The sequence below is a fragment of the Sphingomonas carotinifaciens genome, from assembly GCF_009789535.1.
GTDB classification, from domain to species: Bacteria; Pseudomonadota; Alphaproteobacteria; order Sphingomonadales; family Sphingomonadaceae; genus Sphingomonas; species Sphingomonas carotinifaciens.
In genome coordinates, this window is record NZ_WSUT01000005.1 from 1,407,759 (window position 1) to 1,429,476 (window position 21,718).

The window sequence follows — 21,718 nt, forward strand, 5'->3', positions numbered from 1 at the left end:
AGTCAGCGTGGCGAGAGTTCGCTCACCGGCTGGTGGATGCCGCATTCCACCTTGCCCATGCCGCGCCAGCGGCCGGCACGCGCATCTTCGCCGGGCTTCACCGGGCTGGTGCAGGGCGCGCAACCGATCGACAGATAGCCCTGCGCTTCGAGCGGATGGCGGGGCAGCGCATGGGTGGCGAAATAGGCGTCGAGATCGGCCTTCGCCCAGTCGGCGAGCGGGTTGATCTTCAGGCGCCCGCCATCCGCTTCGAAGCGGGGCAGGGCGGCGCGGGTACCGGCCTGAAAACCCTTGCGGCCCGAAATCCAGGCGTCGAAGGGGGCGAGGGCGCGAGCCAGCGGCTCTACCTTGCGCAGGTCGCAGCAGCCGTCGGGGTCATAGCCGTGGCGAATGCCCTCGCGGTCCTTGATGGCGAGGAGATGCGGATCGGGGCGAAAGACGCGCAGCGCGGTCAGCCCCAGATGCTCGACCAGCATGTCGCGATAGGCAAGCGTCTCCCCGAACATCTTTTGCGTGTTGGTGAAGAGTACGGGAATGCCCGGATCGACCGCGGCGACCATGTGGAGCAGCACCGCCGACTCCGCACCGAAGGACGATACCGCCGCAACCCGCCCGGCCAGTTCGCCGGTCAGCAGCTCGGCCAGCATCGCTGGCGCGGGCACGCCGGCAAAGCGCGCCTGCATCCGGGCGGCGTCGGCGGGCGTGAAGGCCGGTGCGGTATCGATCGCGTCGATCGTGCGGGCGGCTTCAGCCATGGCGCAGCTTCCACACGGGCACGCGCGCATCGGCGGCGGCCTGATAGGGCGTGGGATAACGCGCCAGGCTGCGTTCCAGCACCGCGGCATCGATCGGCGCCTCGGGCGCGAAGCTGTCGAACCCGCAGCGGCGCATGTGCAGCAGTTGATCGACCAGCACGTCGCCGGCGGCGCGCAATTCGCCCGCATAGCCTGCTTCGCGCAGGATCCGTGCGGCGGAATAGCCGCGACCGTCGCGATAGGTGGGGAAGCTGACCTCCACCAGCGCGATCTGGCCGAGATGCGGGATCAGGACGCGCGCATCGTCGCCCGCTTCCAGCCGGACCGCGGTGGCGTTGGTCTGGCTGGCGAACGCGTCGAGCGTGACGGCGGGTTCGTCATGCGGCTCGTCGTCGCGGAAGCGCAGCAGCGCGTCGGTGTTGCCGGCCAGATCAGCCATAGATCGCTTCCTTGAAGGGCTGCATGCCGACGCGGCGATAGGTGTCGAGGAAACGCTCGCCCTCTTCGCGCACCGCGATGTAGCGGTCGGTGACGCGCTCGATCGCATCGACCACGCCGTCCTCGTCAAAACCGGGACCGGTGATCTTGCCGAGCGACACGTCCTCCGCGCCCGAACCGCCGAGCAGCAGTTGGTAATTCTCGGTGCCCTTCTTGTCGACGCCGAGGATGCCGATGTGACCGGCATGATGGTGGCCGCACGCGTTGATGCAGCCCGAAATCTTGAGCTTCAACTCGCCCAGGTCGCGCTCACGGCCGGAGAAGCGCACGCCGATCTTCTGCGCCAGGGGAATCGAGCGGGCGTTGGCGAGGCTGCAATAATCAAGCCCGGGGCAGGCAATGATGTCGGAGATGAGGTCGAGATTGGCCTCGGCCAGTCCGGCATCGCGAAGCTGCTGCCAGATGGCGTACAGGTCGGCCTTGCGGACATGCGGCAGCACGATGTTCTGCGCATGGGTGACGCGCAGTTCGTCGAAGCTGTAGCGTTCGGCCAGGTCGGCCATCAGGTCGATCTGGTCGGCGGACGCATCGCCGGGAATGCCGCCGATCGGCTTCAGGCTGATCGTGACGACGGCGTGGCTGGGCTGCTTGTGCGCGGACACGTTCTGGTCGAGCCAGACGGCGAAATCCGGATCGCTGCGATCCACCATATCGGGCGCGTCGGCGGCGAAGGCGGGCGCGGCGAACATCGCCGAGATACGTTCCAGTTCGGCGACCGGCGGGTCGATGCCGAGGTCGCGGATCTGGGCGAACTCTTCCTCGACCTGACGGCGATATTCGTCCGGGCCGATCTCGTGCAGCAGGATCTTGATCCGCGCCTTGTAGATATTGTCGCGCCGGCCATAGCGATTATAGACCCGCAGGCAGGCCTCCAGATAGCTCATCAGATGGTCGGCGGTGATGAAGTCCTTCACCTCATGCGCGATCATCGGGGTGCGGCCCATGCCGCCGCCGACGAAGATCTTCGCGCCCAGCTGGCCGTCCCGCTCCAGCAACTGGATGCCGATATCGTGCAGGCGCATTGCCGCACGATCCTCGTCCGCCGCGATGACCGCGATCTTGAACTTGCGCGGCAGGTAGGTGAATTCGGGGTGGAAGGTCGACCATTGGCGGATCAGCTCCGCCCAGGGACGCGGATCGGTCACCTCGTCGGCGGCCGCGCCGGCGAACTGGTCGGACGAGATGTTGCGGATGCAGTTGCCGCTCGTCTGGATGGCATGCATCTGCACCGTCGCCAGTTCGGCCAGGATATCGGGTGCGTCGGCCAGCTTGATCCAGTTGAACTGGATGTTCTGGCGCGTGGTGAAGTGGCCGTAGCCGCGGTCATATTTCCGCGCGATGTGGCCGAGCATGCGCATCTGGCGCGCGTCCAGCGTGCCATAGGGTACCGCGATGCGCAGCATATAGGCGTGGAGTTGCAGATAGAGGCCGTTCATCAGCCGCAGCGGCTTGAACTGATCCTCGGTCATCGCGCCGGACAGGCGACGCTCTACCTGGTCGCGAAACTCCTCGACGCGCGCGTCGACGATGGACTGGTCGTATTCGTCATACTGGTACATCAGATCACCCAGCTTCCCGCCTGCGGATCGGCGGGTTTCAGCGTCAGGTCGGGGCGCACGGTGGGGCCGAGCGCGCGGATACGGTCCTTGATATGCGCGGGGCGGGGGCCGTCGGGCCCGGCCTCGGCATCGATCAGATAGGGGACGTTGACGCGGCGCGCGCCTTCCTCCGCCTGCAGGATCGCCTCGCCGCCGGTGCCGACGTCCACCGCATCCTCGACATGGCGCGACCAGCTTTCGCCGGTCCACCACACCACATCGCCCGAGGCGAGATCGTTTCCGGTCAACAGCTTCATGCCGACAATCCTTCGGCCACCCGCGCCCATCCGGCAAGCCGGTCCTGTGCATCGGAGAGTTCCACGACCTCGCCGACGACGATGATCGCGGGGCTTTGCACATTTTCGCGGCCGACCATGGCGCCCAGATCGGCGAGCAGCGTCTTCAGCGCGCGGTGACCCTCCAGCGTGCCCTTTTCCAGCACCGCGACGGGCATGTCGGGCGCGACGCCATCGGCGATCAGCTTGTCGGCGATCGCGTCCGCGGTCGCCACGCCCATGTAGATGACGAGCGTGCGGCCCTGGCCGGCAAGGCCGGACCAGTCCTGATCGGTCAGCCCCTTGCACTGGCCGGCGACAAAGGTCACCGCCGAGCTGTGATCGCGGTGGGTGAGCGGCAGCATCGCCTCCGCCGCGCAGCCGAGTGCCGCCGATACGCCGGGAATGACCTCGACGGTCAGGCCGGCGACGCGCACCGCCTCCACCTCTTCGCCGCCGCGGCCGAAGATGAACGGGTCGCCGCCCTTCAGCCGGACGACGATCGCGCCGGTCTTCACATGCGCGACGATCAGCGCGTTGATCGCTTCTTGCGGCAGGGTGTGGTGGGCGCGGCGCTTGGCGACCGAGATGCGGCTGGCCCCGGCCGGTGCGATGTCGAGCACGCGGGGATCGATCAGCCCGTCATGGACGACGACGTCGGCGGATTTCAGCGCCTCCACCGCGCGCACGGTGAGCAGGCCGGGATCGCCGGGTCCGGCGCCTACCAGGATCACGCGTCCCCGCGCGGTCGGATCGAGAAGCGTAGCCATGATCGTCCATGTGGCGCGACATGGGCGGCGCGGCAATGCACCGATGCTTTGGCAGGCCTTAGCGCAACTTGTTACGCATCGCGCAGGCCGACGCCCAGGCTGGCGCGGGCCGAGTCGGCTTCGCTGCTGACCACCGGATAGGCGCAATAGTCCGCGGCGTAATAGGCGCTGGGGCGGTGATTGCCCGACCAGCCGACGCCCCCGAACGGCGCGTTGGAGGCCGCGCCGTTGGTGGGTTTGTTCCAGTTGACGATGCCGGCGCGGATGTTGGCCCAGAAGCGGTCGTAGAGGCCGGGGGTCTGGCTGACCAGGGAGGCGGACAGGCCGTAGCGGGTGGCGTTCGCCTCCGCGATTGCCGCGTCGAAATCGTCGACCCGGCTGACCTGCAGGATGGGGCCGAACAGTTCGATGTCGGGCCGCTCCGCCATGCCGGTCACGTCGATGATCGCGGGCGACAGGAAGGGGCGGGCCGGATCGGGGCGTTCGAGGTGACGGATCGGGCGGCCGCCGCGCATCAGCAGCGCAAGAAAGCTTTCGCCCAGCTGGTCGGCGACGTCATTGTCGATGACCGGACCCATGAAGGGGGCAGGCTGGTCATGCGGCGCGCCGACGATCAGGCGCCGGACAAGGCCGCATAGCGTCTCGATCAGTGGGTCGTACAGGCGACTTTCCACGATCAGGCGGCGCGCGGCGGTGCAGCGCTGGCCGGCGGTGGTGAAGGCGGACTGGATGACCAGTACCGCGGCGCTGTGCAGGTCCGGCGTGTCCCACACCACGATCGGGTTGTTGCCGCCCATTTCCAGCGCGAGGATCTTTTCGGGGCGGTCGGCGAACAGGCGGTTGAGGGCGAGGCCGGTGCGCGCCGAGCCGGTGAAGAGCAGCCCGTCGATCCCGGTATGCTCGGCCAGCGCCTTGCCCTCCGCCGGGCCGCCGATCAGCAGGCGGATGCAGCCTTCGGGCACGCCGGCCTCGCGGTAGCAGTCGACCATGAAGGCGCCGACCGCCGGCGTCTTCTCCGACGGCTTGAACACCACCGCATTGCCCGCGATCAACGCGGGGACGATGTGGCCGTTGGGCAGGTGCGCGGGAAAGTTATAGGGGCCCAGCACCGCCAGCACGCCGTGCGGCTTGTGGCGGACCGCGATGCGCGCGCCCATCGGCTGTTCCATCCGGCGCTGCGACGTGCGATCCGCATAGGCGGACACCGAGATATCGACCTTGGCGACGACCGAATCCACCTCGGTGCGCGCTTCCCACAGCGGCTTGCCGGTTTCGCGCGCGATCAGGTCGGTAAAGGCATCCGATTTGGCGCGCACGACATTGGCGAAGCGGCGCATCGTCTCGATCCGGAAGGCGAGCGGGCGGGCGGCCCAGCCGGCCCAGGCCTCCCGCGCGGCGGCAACCTCCACGTCCGCGGTGCCGACCGCGAACCGCGCCAGTTCCGTCCCCGTTGCGGGTTCGAAGGAGATCAACTCTTCGGCCATTCCTGCCCCTCTTGTTGCGCGTATCGGTAGGGGATCGGGGGATGGGGGGCAAGATTGCGTGGTACGGCGCCGGGCGGCTCAGGCGAGCGCCTCCCCCATCACGCGGATAGCCGCGATCTTCGCATTCAGCGCGCTCCAGTCGTCCGCCGCGTCGATCGGCGCCCAGATCGCCTCCACCTCGTCGATCAGCATCGAGCAGGGCGCTTCACGGTGCCAATAGGGATGGGTGCGGGGTTTGCGGGGGATGTAGCCCCGGAGGGCGGCGCGCAGGTCGTTCCATGCGTCGTCGTAATGGTCGGGGAGCGGGCCGCCGAACGCGTCGAAGAAGACGCGGTCGATGCCCGCATCGGTGGCGCGCAGGGTACGCTCCAGCGTCTGGACCAGCGTGCGGTCCTCGGTCTCGCCGCGGGGGCGGACGCCGAGGCGCCAGAGCAAGGCCTCGCGGATGGCGACCTGATAGCGCTCGGCAAAGCCCTGCAACGCGGCGATCAGCGGATCGCTTTCGGCAATCAGGCGGAGCGAGGCGGCCAGTTGCATCACGTCCCAGTGGATCGCCTCGGGCTGGCGGGCAAAGGCGTAGAGGCCGGCATGATCGAAATAGGCGGCGGTGAACTGCGGGTCCCAGGTGGGTGCGAAGCGCCACGGGCCGTAATCGAAACTCTCGCCGGTGACGTTGATATTGTCCGAATTGAGCACGCCGTGAACGAAACCCGCCGCCATGTAGCGCGATGCCAGCGTGGCGGTCCGCTCCACCACCAGCGTAAGCAGGCGGACGGGATCGTCGCCATCCTCGCCGTAAAGGTTCGTCAGCACATAGCGGACGAGGCGGCGCATCGCCTCCTCGTCGCGTTCATAGGCAAGGCGCTGGAAGGTGCCGATGCGGACATGGCTGTGGCTTTGCCGGACAAGGACGGCGCCGCGGGTGGGCGAAGGCTCGTCGCCGCGTTCCAGCGCCTCGCCCGTCTCGATCAGCGACAGGGTGCGCGAGGTGGGCACGTTCAACGCTTCCAGCATTTCGGTCGCGAGGATTTCGCGGACGCCGCCCTTCAGCGTCAGGCGACCGTCGCCGAAGCGGCTATAGGGCGTCTGTCCCGAACCCTTGGTGCCGAGATCGATCAGGCGGCCCCGGTCGTCGCGCATCTGCGCAAAGGTGAAGCCGCGACCATCGCCGATATCGGGATTGTAGGAGCGGAACTGATGACCGTGGTAGCGCAGCGCCAGCGGTTGCGGCAGCGTGCCGGCCAGGGGCGTGAAGCGGCCGAAATGGGCGATCCATTCGGCATCGTCCAGCCCGTCCAGGCCGACCTCAGCGGCGGCACGGTCATTGCGGAAGCGCAGGATCGTTTGGGGAAAGTTCGCAGCCTCCACAGGATCGTAAAAGGCAGGGCCGAGCGTCAGGATTGCGGTTTCGGGGCGATATGCTTGCGGGGAAACGGGCATGCCGCGATATGGTGACGCCTAAGCGCGGGGTGCAAGCATGACGGCGTATGAGAATTTATATTGGTGGTCGAACGATGGCCTGCGCCTGCATGCGCGCGACTATCCGGGCGATCCGGCGCTGCCGCCGCTGATCTGCCTGCCCGGCCTGACCCGCAACGCGCGCGATTTCGAGGGAGTGGCGCAGCGTTTCGCCGGGCGTCGCCGGGTCATCGCGGTCGACATGCGCGGGCGCGGCGAAAGCGCCTATGCCAAGGACCCCATGTCCTATGTGCCGCTGACCTATGTGCAGGATATCGAGGCGTTGTTGGCGGAGGCCGGGATCGGGCGGTTCGTGGCGATCGGGACGTCGCTGGGCGGTATCGTGACGATGCTGATGGCAGGGCCGGAGCGGGGGCGGATTGCCGGCGCGGTGCTGAACGATATCGGGCCGGAGATCGAGGCGGCGGGGCTGGCGCGCATCCGCGGCTATGTCGGCCGCGCATCGAGCTTCCCGACCTGGATGCACGCCGCGCGCTGCGTGGCGGAGAATCACGGCGACAGCTATCCCGGCTGGGACATTTCCGACTGGCTGGGCATGGCCAAGCGGCTGTACCGATTGACTGGATCGGGGCGGATCGTGCTGGACTATGACCTGAAGATCGCCGAGCCGTTTCGGGTGCCGGGGGCGGAGGCGGGGCCGGACATGTGGCAGGCGCTGGCGGCGCTGGCGGGGGTGCCGGTGCTGGTGGTGCGCGGCGGCCGGTCGGACATATTGTCGGCCGGGGTAGCGGAGCGGATGGCGGCGGCGCTGCCCGATGCGGAGCTGGTGACCGTGCCGGAGGTGGGGCATGCGCCGACGCTGACGGAGCCGCCTGCGGTCGCCGCGATCGAACGCCTGCTGGCGCGGGTGGCGGCATGACGAACCCCCTTCGCATCCTGCACCTGCATTCCGCCTTCTCGCTGGGCGGCAAGGAGGCGCGCGCGGTACGCCTGATGAACGCGTTCGGCGATGCCGCGCGGCATGTGATCGTGTCGGGCGTGCCCGGCGAACTGGACGCGCGCGACGCCATCGCCAAGGGTATCCGGTACGAGATCGCGCAGGACGCGCCGCCGCTGACCGGCAAGCCGTCGGTCCGGCGATACGAGGCGATCGCCGCCTATATCCGCCGGTTCGACCTGGTGCTGAGTTACAATTGGGGCGCGATCGACGGGCCGATGGCGGCCCGCGTCTTTGCCAAGGGCATGCCGCCGATCATCCATCACGAGGACGGGTTCAACGCCGACGAGGCGGGCGGGCTGAAGGTGGAGCGCAACCTGTACCGCCGCATGGCGCTGGGCGCGGTGCGCGCCCTGGTGGTGCCGTCGCAGGCGCTGGAGGGGATCGCGCTCCAGATCTGGAAACAGCCGCGCGAGCGGGTGCGGCGCATCCATAACGGCATCGCCACCATGGCCTATGCCCGCGAGCCCGAAGCCGATGCCATTCCGGGGTTCGTGCGCGATCCCAGGGAGGTCGTCGTCGGTGCGCTGGCGGGCTTGCGCGACGTGAAGGACCTGACCGCGCTGGTGCGCGCGATGGGCGGGGTATCGGGCCGGTTCCGGCTGGTGATCGTCGGCGAAGGGCCGGAGCGGGCGCGGATCGCGCAGGCGGCGCTGGCGATGGGGATCGGCGACCGGTTGCTGATGCCCGGGTTCATCGATCGGCCATGGCGCTTCATCCGGCACTTCGACCTGCTGGCGCTGTCGTCGCGCAGCGAGCAGTTCCCGATTTCGGTGGTGGAGGCGATGGCGGCGGGCCTGCCGATCGCGAGCCCGCCGGTGGGCGACGTGCCGCTGATGGTGGCGGAGGAGAACCGGCCGTTCATCACCGAACATGGCGGTGAGGTGCGGCTGCGCGATGCCATTCAGGCGTTGATGCGCGATGCGGACCTGCGCCGCACGGTCGGCGCGGCCAATCAGGCCAAGGCGCGGGCGGAGTTCGACGAAAGCGTGATGATCGCGCGCTATGCCGCCCTGTACGAAGAAGCATTGGGGCGGCCCGGTGCACTGGTGCCGCGGAGATGAGGCGTGGCAAAAAAGGATTACTGCTGCGGTTTTGGAGCAATTTGAACCCTTTCGCCGCGTCCATGCATATCATTTTTAATCAATCCTAATCTTTTCGCTATAGTCCGGCGTGACATGCAGTCCGGCTCGTACCTTCCGTCTCTTGGGACCCGAGTTTCCCTGACCTGCATCGGTTTGCTGCTGTTGTTCTTCGGCATCCTGGGAATGGGACTGTCGACCGAGCTTCAGGTGTTGCGGGCCGATCAGCGGATCGATTCGCTTGCCCAGCTGGTTCGCGAGCAGGACGCCGCGGATGCCGAGTTGCGCCGTCTGCGCCTGGCGATCGGCGATGCGACCCGTGCGGTGGAGCGCGGCGAGGCGGTGGCGCCGGAGCGTTTGCAGGCGTTGCGCGACGATGCCGGACGCTTTGCCTCGGGCGACGCCCTGTCCGCGGTGGCGACGATGCCGGAAAGCCCGGCGGCCGTGCGCGACGGCATCGCCCGGACCCGTGCCGGTGCGCGCGTCTTCGGCATGCAGGCGACGGCATTGCTGGATGCCGCCGAACGCGACGGTGCATCGGTCAAGGCGGGGATGCCGGCCTTTCTGGATGCTTTGAAGACGCTGGAGAGCAGTCGCACCGCCACCCGCCAGAGCCTGGTCGAAGCGTTGCAGCAGGCGACCGCGCAGTCGCTGTGGCTGGGGCGACGCGGCGTGATCAGCACGGCGTTCGCCGCGTTGGTCGCCCTGTTGTTCACCATCGGCCTGGCGGTCTGGCTGCGGCGGCGGGTGATGGTGCCGATCGTGCACTTCGCCGGCAGTCTTCGCCGGCTGAGCGCGGGGCAGCAGATCGACCAGGTAGCCGGCGTCGATCGTCAGGACGAGCTGGGCATGCTGGCGCGTGGCCTCGTCACCATGGGACGCGCCATGGAGGAACGGCGGCGGATCGAGGCGCAGGTGGAGTTCCTGGCGCATCACGACCCGCTGACCGGGCTGGCGAACCGACTGTTGTTCGAGGAGCGGCTGGCGCGGACGCTGGCGGGCGGCGCGCCGTGCGCCTTGCTGGCGATCGATCTGGACGGGTTCAAGGGCGTGAACGACACGCTGGGCCATGCCGCGGGCGATGCCGTGCTGCGGCGGATGGCGGCGGTGCTGATCGCGGCGTCGAGCTCGGCCGACACGGTGGCGCGCATGGGGGGCGATGAGTTCGCGATCATCCACCCGCTGCCGGGCGGCGCGATCGATGCCGCTGCGCTGGTCGATCGCATCTTCGCGCTGGCGGCCGGCGAAACCGCCGAGCCGAGCGCACGGTTCAGCATTGGCGTCGCGCTGGCGCCGCTGCATGCGACGCAGGGCGACGAACTATACAGTTGCGCCGATATCGCGCTGTACCGGGCCAAGGCGGACGGACGGAACCGTGCTCGGCTTTACGATGGCGGCATGGACGAGGAACGGCGGCAGCGGCGCTGGATGGCGCATGAACTGCGCGATGCGCTGAACCGCGGCCAGATGCATGTCGTGTTCCAGCCGATCGCCAATTGCGCCACGGGGACGATCGTCGGATACGAGGCGCTGGCGCGGTGGACGCATCCGGCGCTGGGCGCGGTGTCACCCGCGGTGTTCGTGCCGGTCGCCGAGGAAAACGGCCTGATGGGCGAGATCGGCGACTGGATTCTGGAAGAGGCGCTGGCGGTCGCATCCGGATGGCCGGCGACGCAGGGGATTGCAGTGAACCTGTCGCCCGAACAGCTGCGCGACCCGGCGCTGGCGGCGCGGCTGCTCGGTCTAGCGCGCGCCCACCGGATCGCGGCGCACCGGATCGAGGTGGAAGTGACCGAGGGCGTGGTGATCGACGAGCGCGAGGTGGTGGTCGCCAATCTGCGGGCGTTGCAATCGGCCGGGGTGGGCGTCGTCATGGACGATTTCGGCACCGGCTGCTCCTCGCTCAGCAGCCTGCAACAATTCGGCTTCAACAAGATCAAGATCGACCGCAGTTTCGTCGCCAATATGCGCGACGACCGGGCCTCGCGCTCCATCGTGCGCGCCACCATCGGGCTGGGGCGCAGCCTGGACATGCTGGTGGTCGCCGAGGGTGTGGAAACCGAGGAACAGATGCGGATGCTGCGCGCCGAAGGGTGCGCGCAGGTTCAAGGGTATCTGGTCGGCGCACCTGCCAAGCTGACGGGGGCGGTGGCGGTGACGGCGGCCGGCTGAGAACCGGTGCAGTCGTGAACGGGGCCGGCCGCCTGTGCCGGGGCACGGGGCGGCGGCGAGGCCAGCGCGTCGATGAGCTGACGCACCGTATAGGGCTTTGGCAGGAACCGGACGCCCGGCGGAATGGTGCTGAGCGGGGGTGAAACCGCGCCGGAGGTGACCAGCACCGAAATGTCCGGCCAGCGCGCCTGAATCAGCGCCGCGAGATCGAGGCCGTTAAGCGATCCCGGCATCGCGATGTCGGTGAACACCGTGCGGATTCCGGGATAACGTGACAGCGCCTCCAGTGCGGTATCTGCGTCGTCCGCCTGGATGACGTCATACCCTGCATCCTCGAACGCCAGGCGGCAGTGCAGGAGCAGGAGAGGCTGGTCCTCGACGACCAGGATCATGGGACGTGTAGTCATGCGGGAACGAACGGCGTCCGGCCGCTGCCGTTCCGGCGTTAACCCTCATTGTGGGTATAGTCCGAACCGGTAACGCGGCCAGCCGAGAAAGGGTCCGGTATCGTACAAACAGCATACCGATTGATGCTGATCTGGATCAAAACACTGGATTGGAACGGCAAAATTTGTGGTCGTTACAGCGTGCGACGGGGCGTGGCCGAACCGGACATAGGTGCTTGCATCTCCGTCACGAAAGTGACACTCTCTCGTCATAAAAGTGAAACATAGGAGGTTGCGATGCGTGCAGTGGCGCGGGTGGCGATGATCGTGGCGGGGATGACGATGGCAGTGCCGGCATTGGCCGGTGAGCGGACGGGCTATGTGCAGATCGCGGCGGGCGACCTTTCGGGCGCGGAGCGGACGTTGCAAGCCGAACGCCGCATCTTTCCCGATCGTCCCGAACTGATGTTGAACCTGGCGGCGATCTATGCCGCGACGAACCGGGCCAGCGAGGCGCGGTCGCTGTACAGCGACGTGCTGCGGCGCGACGTGGTGCAGATGGACATGCCCTCCGGCGCGGTGGTGTCGTCGCATGCCGTGGCGCAGGCCGGGTTGAACCGGCTCGCGCCGACGATGGCCTCGCGCTGACACGCCGCCGGGCGTTCCGGGGGCGGGCGTCCGTCCGGTGACAGGGGTGCCGTGTCTCCGCCTTGTCCGCGGGGAGCGGCGCCCTTCATGCGTCATGATCCCGCGGGATCGGGGAGGGCCCCTGTAACGCGGGGCCTTACAGTTTGGGCAGGGTCACGCCGCGCTGGCCCATATATTTGCCCATGCGGTCGGCATAGCTGACCTCGCAGGGCTCGTTCCCCCTCAGGAAGAGGAACTGGCACGCGCCTTCGTTCGCATAGATCTTGGCGGGAAGCGGCGTGGTGTTGGAAAATTCCAGCGTCACATGTCCCTCCCAGCCGGGCTCCAGCGGGGTGACGTTCACGATGATGCCGCAGCGCGCATAGGTCGACTTGCCGAGGCAGATGACCAGCACGTCGCGCGGCACCCGGAAATATTCCACGGTGCGCGCCAGCGCGAAGCTGTTGGGCGGGATGATGCACACATCCGTCTTGCGATCGACGAAGCTGTTCGAGGCGAAGTCCTTTGGATCGACCAGCGCATTGTCGACATTGGTGAAGATCTTGAACTCGTCGGCGACGCGCGCGTCATAGCCGTAGGAGGACAGGCCGTAGCTGATGCAGCCGTCGCGGCGCTGCCCCTCCACAAAGGGTTCAATCATGCGATCGGCGAGCGCCGTTTCGCGAATCCAGCGGTCGGACAGGATGGACATGACGATTCCCTTTTTTCGGGTGGCTCCATCGCCGGTTCGGGCGGGCGGGGCAAGGGGCGCCCGGGCGATCCCTCAGGCGGCTTCGTGGAACTGGAGGCTGGCGAGGCGGGCGTAAAGGCCGCCCTCGGTGATAAGCTGGGCGTGGCGGCCCTCCTCGACGATGCGGCCACCGTCCATCACGATGATGCGCTGGGCCTGGCGGATCGTGGCGAGGCGGTGCGCGATGACGAGGGTGGTGCGCCCCTCCATCAGCCGTTCGAGCGCCTGTTGCACCAGGCGTTCGCTTTCCGCGTCGAGCGCGCTGGTCGCCTCGTCCAGCAGCAGGATGGGCGCATCGCGCAGCAGCGCGCGGGCGATGGTGAGGCGCTGGCGCTGGCCACCCGACAGGCGGGCGCCGCCTTCGCCCAGGAAGGTGTCGAGCCCTTCCGGCAGGGCGCGCAGGAAATCCGCGGCGTTGGCGACCTCGGCCGCGGCCCACAATTCCTCGTCGGTGGCGGCCCAGTGGCCGTAGCGCAGATTGTCGCGGGCGGAGGCGCCGAAGATCACCGTTTCCTGCGGGACCATCGCGATGCGGTTGCGGATCGCATTCGGGTCCGCTTCGCGCAGGTCGACGCCGTCGATCAGCACACGCCCGGCATCGGGATCGTAGAAGCGCTCAGCCAGTTGGAACAGCGTCGACTTGCCGGCGCCCGAGGGGCCGACCACCGCCACGGTTTCCCCGGGATGGATGTCGAGCGAGAAGCCGTTCAGCGCCGCGATCTCGGGGCGGGTGGGGTAATGGAAGCGGACATCCTCAAACCGAAGCGCGCCCATCGTGGTGATCGGCAAAACGACGGGGGCGGGGGGCGCGGCGATCTCGGGCTGTTCGGCGAGGAGTTCGGCCAGGCGCTGCGCGGCGCCGGCGGCGCGCAGCAGGTCGCCCCACACCTCGGTCAGCGCTTGGAAGGAGCCGGTGACGATGATTCCGGTGATGACGAACGCGGTCAGCGCACCGCCCGACAGATCCCCGGTGGCGACGTCGGCGACGGCATCCCACAGGATGAGGGTGATGCCGGTGAAGATCAGCCCGATGACCAGCGCGGTCATCACCGCACGCAGCGCAAAGCGACGGCGCGAGGCCGCAAAGCCGCGCGACACCGCACCCTCGAACCGGTCGGCCTCGCGGGCTTCCTGGCCGAACGCCTGCACCACCTTCATCGCGCCCAGCGTTTCCACCGCGATCGCACCGATATCGGCAAGCCGGTCCTGGCTGTCGCGCGAATAATTGCGCACGCGCTTGCCGAGCAGGACGATGGGCAGGATGATGACCGGCAGGCTGAGCAGCAGGGCCGCCGCCAGCTTGGGGGCAAGCGCGAACAGGTAGATCAGGCCGCCCGCACCGATCACCATGTTGCGCAGTGCCACCGACACGGTGGAGCCGACCACCTGTTCGATGATCGCGGTATCGGCGGTCAGCCGGCTGGCGATCTCCGACGGACGGTTTTCCTCAAAATAGCGGGGTGCGAGGCGCAGGAGGTTGCGGTGCACGGCGGCGCGGATGTCGGCAACGGTACGCTCGCCCAGCCACGACACGAAGTAGAAGCGCACCGCGGTCGCCACCGCCAGCACCAGCACAACGAGCAACAGCCCCTGGAAATAGGGTGCGACATCGCTCTTGTCGGCACCGGCGGCGAAACCGTTATCGACGACCTTCTGAAAGGTGCGCGGGATGAACAGCGTCGCTGCCGCCGCGGTGAGCAGCGACAGCGCGGCGATCGCGATCTGCAGCGGATAGCGCGAGGCGAAGGTCCAGACCATCGACAGGCTGCCGAGACGGCGGGGCGGAGTAGCGGCGGAACGAGCCATGCGACAAGCGCCTAGCAGTGTGGGGCAGGCCGCTCAACGGGGGGCGGGTCGATCGGCACAGTGCGGGCGTCGCATCGAACGGGCGGGTTCGTGCGTTGAGGGATCAATCCGATGGCGGAACGAAACGCCCCGACATGACGAAGACGCCATATATTGGTCATCATTCGGCGACCACTTCGTGATAAACAGGGCCTAACCCCATTTGGGGAGTGAGGATCGCGAATGCTGTACGACGCCTATGAAATGCACCGTTCGATGATGGCGGGTGCAAGCGCGCTGGCCAATTTCGGGGCCGGCCTGTTGCAGAACCCCGCCAATCCCTTCGCTTATTTCGGCGGCGGTGCGATTATCGGATCGGCGCTGGAGGTGTTCGCCCATGCGTCCGCGACTCGCGGAAAGCCGGCCTTCGGATTGACGCACACGACGATCGACGGTCGCGAGGTGGCGGTGACCGAGGAGATCGTGACCCGCCTGCCGTTCGGGCAGTTGAAGCGGTTCCGGCGCGAGGGCGTGGAGAACAGCCCCAAGCTGCTGATCGTGGCGCCGATGTCGGGGCATTATGCGACGCTGTTGCGCGGCACCGTCGAGCGGATGCTGCCGTCATGCGAGGTTTATATCACCGACTGGCGCGATGCGCGGCTGGTGCCGGTGTCCGCCGGGCGGTTCGATCTGGACGATTATATCGATTATCTGATCGCCTTTCTGGAAGCGATCGGGCCGGGCGCGCACATGCTGGCGGTGTGCCAGCCCTCCGTTCCCAGCTATGCCGCGGCGGCGCTGATGAGCGCGGATGGGCATCCGTGCCGGCCGAAGTCGCTGACGATGATGGGCGGCCCGGTCGATACGCGCGAGGCGCCGACCGCCGTCAATACGCTGGCGACCGAGCGGCCGCATGCCTGGTTCGAACAGAATGCCATCGCCACGGTGCCGATGACCTATCCCGGCGCCGGCCGCCGCGTCTATCCGGGTTTTCTGCAACTCGCCGGGTTCATGTCGATGAACTTGGGCAACCACATGATCAGCCATTGGGAGATGTTCAAGCATCTGGTCCAGGGCGATGGTCAGGGTGCGGAGCAGACCAAGGACTTCTACGACGAATATCGCGCGGTATGCGACATGACCGCCGAATTCTATCTGCAAACGGTGAAGCTGGTTTTCCAGACGCATGCCCTGCCCAAGGGCGAGATGACACATCGCGGCCGTCCGGTCGATCCGGCGGCGATCACCGACATCGCGCTGCTGGCGATCGAGGGAGAACGCGACGACATTTCGGGGCTGGGCCAGACCAAGGCGGCATTGACGCTGGCGACGGCACTGCCTGACAACAAGAAGAAGTATCTGATGGCCGAGAATGTCGGCCATTACGGCATCTTCAACGGGTCGAAGTGGCGCAACCGCATTGCGCCGGTGGTCGAGGAATGGATCGCGGCGAACGCGTGATCAACGGGTGCGGGCGGCGGATGACCGCCGCCCGCATTTCCCAGGTCAGGCGACCGAATTCACCTTGGCGTGGCTGGACGATTCCTCCGCGCTGATCGTGCCGCCGAACAGCATCTTCAGGCGACCGGAGACCGATACGTCGGTTTCCCAGAGTTCCGCCGAGTCGATATCGAAGCGCAGCAGCGCAAGATTGGGATCTTCCTTGCCGCCCGGGAACCAGGCCTCGACCTGCTTGTCCCACAGCTTGTCGATCAGAGCGCGGTCGTTATGCTGGCCGACCTTGCCCGACAGGCATGCGAAGAAGTCATGCCCCTTGCCGACGAACTGGGCCATGGCCTGACCGCCCTTGGCAATGCGGTTGTCCTTGCCGGCGAAGAAGAACAGGGTGTTGGGATGATCGTCATCCACCTGCGCGGTCATCGGCTCGCTATGCTGGCCGTCGTTCAGGCCGATCATCACATACGGGCTGTCCTTCAGCTTGCCGATGAACTTGGCGGCGATTTCCTGCGGGCTGTCATGGTCTGCCATCGAACGTCTCCTTTATGGGGTCGCTGGGAGAACGACGGGGGCGGCCGGATGGTTGCGGGCGGCTGACTAGGCGGCCATGATCCGTCCCGGCGGCAATCCCGCCGCCAGACGCACAAAGGAAAATGGATGTCCGTAGCCGATCTGTGCCTGATCCTGGGTACGCTCTTTGCCTTCGGGACGCTGGTCCTGAAGATCATCGAGGTCGTACGCAGGTAAGCACACGGGCGGGGCTCGGGCTGCAACCCGAGCCCCAAACGTTTGAGCCCCGGCCGCTGCAACGACCGGGGCTCGCAGAAAGGCGGATGTCCTCGCCACCATCATATATAAACGATGGCGCTTATCGATTCAATTACAGCACCTCGAACAATCCGGCCGCCCCCATGCCGCCACCGACGCACATGGTGATGACGACATGCTTCACGCCGCGGCGCTTGCCCTCGATCAGCGCGTGGCCGGTCATGCGGGCGCCCGACATGCCATAAGGATGGCCGATCGCAATCGCGCCACCGTTTACGTTCAGGCGATCATCGGGGATGCCGAGCCGGTCGCGGCAATACAGCACCTGGACCGCGAACGCCTCGTTCAATTCCCACAGGCCGATATCGTCCATCTTCAGACCGAACCGGTCGAGCAGCTTGGGGACGGCGAAGACCGGACCAATGCCCATCTCGTCCGGCTCGGTGCCGGCGACCGCCATGCCGACATAGCGGCCGAGCGGGGTAAGGCCGCGACGCTCCGCCTCCTTTTCCTCCATCAGCACGCTGGCCGAGGCGCCGTCCGATAGTTGCGAGGCGTTGCCGGCGGTGACCGTGCCGTCGGGCAGCACGACCTTGAGCGCGGCAAGACCCTCCGCCGTCGTCTCCGGACGATTGCCCTCATCTTTGGCGAGGGTCACCTCGCGGTGGCTGATCGCCTTGGTCTCCTTGTCGATGATCGCCATCGTCGCGGTGACGGGGACGATCTCGGCATCGAAGCGGCCGGCCGCCTGTGCCTCGGCGGTGCGCTGTTGCGAGCGCAGGCCATATTCGTCCATCTGCGCGCGCGTGATGCCATAACGTTTGGCGACCACCTCGGCGGTTTGCAGCATCGGCATGTAGATATCGTGATGCATCGCCTTCAGTTCCGGATCGGGCGCGACGTTCATCTTGGGCGTCTGCACCAGGCTGACGCTTTCCACGCCGCCGCCGATCACCACGTCCATCCGGTCATGGACGATTTGCTTGGCGGCGGTGGCGATCGCCATCAGGCCGCTGGCGCATTGCCGGTCGACCGACATGCCCGCGACGCTGGTCGGCAAACCGGCGCGGAGCAGCGACTGGCGCGCGATGTTGGTCGCCTGATGGCCTTGCTGAAGCGCAGCACCCAGGATCACGTCGTCGACCTCGGCGCCGTCGACGCGGGCGCGATTGAGCGCGGCCTTGATCGCATGGGCGGCCAGAGTTGGCGAGGGCAGGTCGTTGAATGCGCCGCGATAGGCACGGCCGATCGGGGTGCGGGCGGTGGAAACGAGGACGGCAGAGCGCATCGGGGAACAATCCTTTGCCAATGGTCAGAGATAGATCAGCGTGATCCACTGCGCGACGAGCGCGGGCGTATCGGCACCCTCGATTTCGACGGTGAAATCGGTGACCTGCTGATATTGTCCCGGTCGCTTCTCATCGAAGGCGGCGAGGTGGAAGCGGCCGCGTACCCGCGCGCCGGAGCGCACAGGCGTGACGAAGCGGACGGAGTTGCCGCCATAGTTCACCGCCATGCGCATCCCCTGTACGACGGGGGCATCCGCGACCTTTTCGGCAAGCTGCGGCATCAGCGACAGGGTCAGGAAACCATGCGCGATGGTGCCGCCGAACGGCGTCTGCGCGGCGCGGGCCGGGTCGACATGGATGAATTGCCGATCGCCGGTCGCCTCGGCGAAACCATCGATCATCGCTTGCGTGACGGTGATCCAGTCGGACACGGTTTCCGTGCCGATGCGATCCCGCATGGCTGCAACGGTAATCGTCGTCACAGGCGAGTACCCCTCCATCGAATTTGGCGCTAAGCGCGCTGTATCGCTTTTCTAGGGGCTGGCCGGGTCGTTCGGCAAGCCTTGCCTGACCGGATATTTGAACATGACGACTGCCATCGCGTCCAACGCCCGCAAAGACATGGCCAAGCTGTACCGCGCTGCCGAACCCGATGTTCTAAAACCGCTTCTGGACCGCGCGGCGACCAGTCCGGAATCACGGGAGCGGATCATGGGGCATGCCTCGGGCCTGCTCGCCGACCTGCGCGCGGCGCAGAGCCGGGGCTGGGTGAACCAGTTCCTGCAGGAATATCGGCTGAACTCGTCCGAGGGCGTCGCGCTGCTCAGCCTGGCCGAGGCATTCCTGCGCGTGCCGGACCCGGAAACGGCGGACCTGCTGATCGCGGACAAGCTGGGTGATGCGGACTGGCGTGCGCATACCGGCAAGTCGGCGTCGCGCCTCGTCAACTCCGCCACCTGGGGGCTGGTCGTCGGCCGTGCGCTGGTCGGCGAGGGCGAGACGGGACCGCTCAAGCGCCTGATCGCGCGGGCGGGGGAGCCGTTCGTGCGCCAGGGCGTGGGCGCTGCGATGCGGATGATGGGCGAGATCTTCGTGATGGGCCGCACCATCGATGAGGCGACGCGCCGGATGAAGAAGCCGGAGAACAAGGGCTTTACCGCCAGCTTCGACATGCTGGGCGAGGCGGCCCGGACGCACGAGGACGCCCAGCGCTACTTCCAGGCTTATGTGCAGGCGATCGACGCGGTGGGCCGCGATCCGGCGGCGGGGCATTCGGTGTCGGTGAAGCTGTCGGCATTGCATCCGCGGTATGAGGTCGCGCGGCGGGCGGAGTGCGTGCCGGCGCTGACGGAGATGCTGGAGGCGCTGGCGGTGCAGGCGGCGGGGCATGGAATCGCGCTGACGGTGGATGCCGAGGAGTCCGAGCGGCTGGAGATGAGTCTCGACATCATCGGCGCGGTCGCAGGGCTGCCCAGCCTGAACGGCTGGGAAGGCTTCGGCATGGCGGTGCAGGCTTATGGCAAGCGGGCGCGGCCGGTGGTCGAATGGGCGAACAGCCTCGGCCGGATCATGAACGTGCGGCTGGTCAAGGGCGCGTACTGGGACTCGGAGATCAAGCGCACGCAGGTCGAGGGACTGGCGGACTATCCGCTGTTCACGCGCAAGGCGGCGACCGATGTGTCCTATCTGGCGGTCGCCAAGGACATGCTGGCGGCCGAAAATATCCGTCCCGCCTTTGCCAGCCACAATGCGCTGACCGTCGCCACCATCCTGGAATGGGCGGGCAACCACCGCGATTTCGAGTTTCAGCGGCTGCATGGGATGGGCGATGGGCTGTACGAGCGGCTGGTGCGGGAGCAGGGGTATCATTGCCGCATCTATGCGCCGGTGGGCGGGCACCGCGACCTGCTGGCGTATCTGGTCCGGCGGCTGCTGGAGAACGGGGCGAACTCCAGTTTCGTGCACCAGCTCGCCGATGCGCGGCTGACCGAGGCGGAGATACTGGCGGACCCGGTGGCGAAGATCGCGGCGGTCGGCGGGGCGCGGCACCCGTCGATCCCGCTGCCCATCGATCTGTTCCGGCCGGGGCATCGCAATTCGGGCGGCATCGACCTGAGCGACATTTCGACGCTGGAGCGGACTCGATCCGCCGTCAATGTGCCGGTGGCGCGCGAAACCGGCGACACGCAGGCCGCCGACGTCAAGGCCGCCGTATCGCGTGCTCAGGCGGCGTTCGGAGAGTGGTCCAAGCGGCCGGTGGCGGAACGGGCGGCGATCCTGGAGCGGCTGGCCGATCTGCTAGAGGAGGAGCGCGACCGCCTGATGGCGATCCTGGTGCAGGAGGCGTTCAAGACGATCCCGGACGCGATCGGGGAAGTGCGCGAGGCCGCCGATTTCTGCCGCTACTACGCCGGTGAAGCCCGGGCGCGGCTGCAGCCGGTGGAGCTGCCCGGACCGACGGGCGAGCGCAACACGCTGCATATGGACGGGCGCGGCGTGTGGGCGACGGTGGCGCCGTGGAATTTCCCGCTGGCGATCTTCTTGGGACAGACCGTCGCGGCCCTGGTGACGGGCAATACCGTCGTCGCCAAGCCTGCGCCGCAGACGCCGGAGATTGCGCGGGCTGCGGTCGCGCTTGCCCACCGGGCCGGCGTACCGGCCGACGCACTGGTGCTGGTGACGGGCGGACCGGAGGTCGGACAGGCGCTGACCGAGGATGCGCGGGTGATGGGCGTCGCCTTTACCGGATCGACCGCCACCGCCAAGCGGATCGCCCGCACGCTGGTGGCCGATGACGACCGCCCGATCGTGCCGCTGATCGCGGAAACCGGCGGGATCAACGCGATGATCGTCGATTCGACCGCTCTGCCCGAACAGGTGGTCGCCGATGTCGTCACCTCGTCCTTCCGGTCGGCGGGGCAGCGGTGTTCGGCGCTGCGCCTGCTGCTGGTGCAGGAGGAAGTGGCGGACGGCGTGATCGCGATGCTGACGGGTGCGATGGAGACGCTGAAGCTGGGGCCGACGGGCGACCCGGCGACCGATGTCGGGCCGGTGATCGACCGGGCCGCCTATGACAAGCTGATGGCGTATCGGCAGCAGGCGGGCGCGCGCGTCATCAAGACGCTGGACGCACCGGCGGACGGCCTGTTCGTGCCGCCGACGCTGGTCCGGCTGGACCGGATCGAGGATCTGGACCGCGAATGGTTCGGCCCGATCCTGCACGTCGCGACCTGGGCGGCGGGGACGCTGAGCGAGACGATCGCGCGAGTCAATGCCAAGGGCTATGGCCTGACCATGGGCCTGCACAGCCGTATCGCGCGCGCCGTGGAAGTCGCCGAGGCGGAGGCGGAAGTGGGCAATCTGTACGTCAACCGGTCGATGATCGGCGCGGTGGTCGGGTCGCAGCCCTTTGGCGGCGAGGGGCTGTCCGGCACCGGGCCGAAGGCGGGCGGGCCGCATTACCTGTATCGTTTCTGCGCGGAACGGGCGGTGTCGGTGGACACCACCTCGGCCGGCGGCAACGCGACGCTGTTGTCGCTGGACGAAGGGGGGATCTGAATCCGTTCGTCTGGAGTAGCCGGCGAGCTTGTCGAGACGGCGTATC

At 67.4% G+C, this 21,718-nt stretch carries 19 protein-coding genes; 6 read left to right on the forward strand and 13 right to left on the reverse strand.

Translation table 11 applies throughout. The annotated features are described in order from the left end of the window. Positions 1–2: 2 nt before the first annotated feature. The 7 genes from GQR91_RS08650 to GQR91_RS08680 form a co-directional block, all read right to left on the reverse strand. Positions 3–755: a phosphoadenylyl-sulfate reductase gene (locus GQR91_RS08650; protein ID WP_149682074.1), complete on the reverse strand. Its 753-nt coding sequence runs from the start codon at positions 753–755 to the stop codon at positions 3–5. Further along, entirely contained in the window at positions 748–1,194 is a 447-nt protein-coding gene (locus tag GQR91_RS08655) for a DUF934 domain-containing protein (RefSeq protein ID WP_149682073.1), read from the reverse strand. The genes GQR91_RS08650 and GQR91_RS08655 overlap by 8 nt, the downstream gene beginning before the upstream one ends. Continuing rightward, positions 1,187–2,812 (reverse strand): nitrite/sulfite reductase, encoded by a 1,626-nt coding sequence (locus GQR91_RS08660; RefSeq protein ID WP_149682072.1) that lies wholly within the window; start codon positions 2,810–2,812, stop codon positions 1,187–1,189. Before GQR91_RS08660 ends, GQR91_RS08655 begins: the two co-directional genes overlap by 8 nt. Further along, positions 2,812–3,108: a DUF2849 domain-containing protein gene (locus GQR91_RS08665; protein ID WP_112382171.1), complete on the reverse strand. Its 297-nt coding sequence runs from the start codon at positions 3,106–3,108 to the stop codon at positions 2,812–2,814. The genes GQR91_RS08660 and GQR91_RS08665 overlap by 1 nt, the downstream gene beginning before the upstream one ends. Then, complete coding sequence (gene cobA, locus GQR91_RS08670) at positions 3,105–3,896, reverse strand: uroporphyrinogen-III C-methyltransferase (RefSeq protein WP_149682071.1); 792 nt, start codon at positions 3,894–3,896, stop codon at positions 3,105–3,107. Before cobA ends, GQR91_RS08665 begins: the two co-directional genes overlap by 4 nt. 71 nt (positions 3,897–3,967) lie before the next feature. Next, positions 3,968–5,380, reverse strand: coding sequence for a succinylglutamate-semialdehyde dehydrogenase (gene astD / locus GQR91_RS08675; protein ID WP_149682070.1), 1,413 nt, complete (start codon positions 5,378–5,380; stop codon positions 3,968–3,970). Between the two features lie 78 nt (positions 5,381–5,458). After that, positions 5,459–6,820 (reverse strand): protein adenylyltransferase SelO family protein, encoded by a 1,362-nt coding sequence (locus tag GQR91_RS08680; protein WP_149682069.1) that lies wholly within the window; start codon positions 6,818–6,820, stop codon positions 5,459–5,461. Positions 6,821–6,857: 37 nt separating this feature from the next. On the opposite strand from GQR91_RS08680, the gene GQR91_RS08685 reads away from it, so the two are divergent. From GQR91_RS08685 to GQR91_RS08695, 3 genes are all read left to right on the forward strand, one after another. Then, positions 6,858–7,718: an alpha/beta fold hydrolase gene (locus GQR91_RS08685; protein ID WP_149682068.1), complete on the forward strand. Its 861-nt coding sequence runs from the start codon at positions 6,858–6,860 to the stop codon at positions 7,716–7,718. Then, on the forward strand, positions 7,715–8,860 hold the full coding sequence (locus GQR91_RS08690) for a glycosyltransferase (protein ID WP_149682067.1): 1,146 nt from the start codon (positions 7,715–7,717) through the stop codon (positions 8,858–8,860). Before GQR91_RS08685 ends, GQR91_RS08690 begins: the two co-directional genes overlap by 4 nt. Before the next feature lie 174 nt (positions 8,861–9,034). Beyond that, on the forward strand, positions 9,035–11,050 hold the full coding sequence (locus tag GQR91_RS08695; protein ID WP_160146757.1) for a putative bifunctional diguanylate cyclase/phosphodiesterase: 2,016 nt from the start codon (positions 9,035–9,037) through the stop codon (positions 11,048–11,050). On the opposite strand, the gene GQR91_RS08700 is transcribed toward GQR91_RS08695, so the two are convergent. Continuing rightward, positions 10,984–11,457 (reverse strand): response regulator, encoded by a 474-nt coding sequence (locus tag GQR91_RS08700; RefSeq protein WP_149682065.1) that lies wholly within the window; start codon positions 11,455–11,457, stop codon positions 10,984–10,986. The two genes, GQR91_RS08695 and GQR91_RS08700, sit on opposite strands and share 67 nt — an antisense overlap. A 276-nt stretch (positions 11,458–11,733) precedes the next feature. Here GQR91_RS08700 and GQR91_RS08705 point away from each other — a divergent pair, with 276 nt between their 5' ends. Further along, positions 11,734–12,084: a tetratricopeptide repeat protein gene (locus GQR91_RS08705; RefSeq protein WP_235903985.1), complete on the forward strand. Its 351-nt coding sequence runs from the start codon at positions 11,734–11,736 to the stop codon at positions 12,082–12,084. Positions 12,085–12,220: 136 nt separating this feature from the next. Here the strand turns inward: GQR91_RS08705 and dcd are convergent, their stop codons facing one another. Continuing rightward, positions 12,221–12,775 carry a dCTP deaminase gene (dcd, locus tag GQR91_RS08710; RefSeq protein ID WP_149682064.1) on the reverse strand — a complete coding sequence of 185 codons (555 nt, stop codon included), beginning with the start codon at positions 12,773–12,775 and terminating at the stop codon, positions 12,221–12,223. Between the two features lie 72 nt (positions 12,776–12,847). Beyond that, entirely contained in the window at positions 12,848–14,620 is a 1,773-nt protein-coding gene (locus tag GQR91_RS08715; RefSeq protein ID WP_112382180.1) for an ABC transporter transmembrane domain-containing protein, read from the reverse strand. Between the two features lie 222 nt (positions 14,621–14,842). Between GQR91_RS08715 and GQR91_RS08720 the strand changes: the two genes are divergently transcribed. After that, positions 14,843–16,060 carry a polyhydroxyalkanoate depolymerase gene (locus GQR91_RS08720; protein ID WP_112382181.1) on the forward strand — a complete coding sequence of 406 codons (1,218 nt, stop codon included), beginning with the start codon at positions 14,843–14,845 and terminating at the stop codon, positions 16,058–16,060. A gap of 45 nt (positions 16,061–16,105) precedes the next feature. Here the strand turns inward: GQR91_RS08720 and GQR91_RS08725 are convergent, their stop codons facing one another. The 3 genes from GQR91_RS08725 to GQR91_RS08735 form a co-directional block, all read right to left on the reverse strand. After that, a complete protein-coding gene (locus GQR91_RS08725) occupies positions 16,106–16,588 on the reverse strand; it encodes a pyridoxamine 5'-phosphate oxidase family protein (RefSeq protein WP_112382182.1) in 483 nt (160 codons plus the stop codon). A 349-nt stretch (positions 16,589–16,937) separates the two neighbouring features. Beyond that, positions 16,938–18,113: an acetyl-CoA C-acyltransferase gene (locus tag GQR91_RS08730; protein WP_149682063.1), complete on the reverse strand. Its 1,176-nt coding sequence runs from the start codon at positions 18,111–18,113 to the stop codon at positions 16,938–16,940. A gap of 24 nt (positions 18,114–18,137) precedes the next feature. Further along, the gene (locus GQR91_RS08735) at positions 18,138–18,596 is read right to left on the reverse strand and encodes a MaoC family dehydratase (RefSeq protein WP_149682062.1); all 459 of its coding nucleotides are present in this window, start codon (positions 18,594–18,596) and stop codon (positions 18,138–18,140) included. Between the two features lie 103 nt (positions 18,597–18,699). On the opposite strand from GQR91_RS08735, the gene GQR91_RS08740 reads away from it, so the two are divergent. Beyond that, positions 18,700–21,672: an L-glutamate gamma-semialdehyde dehydrogenase gene (locus GQR91_RS08740; protein ID WP_235903984.1), complete on the forward strand. Its 2,973-nt coding sequence runs from the start codon at positions 18,700–18,702 to the stop codon at positions 21,670–21,672. Positions 21,673–21,718 lie beyond the last annotated feature (46 nt).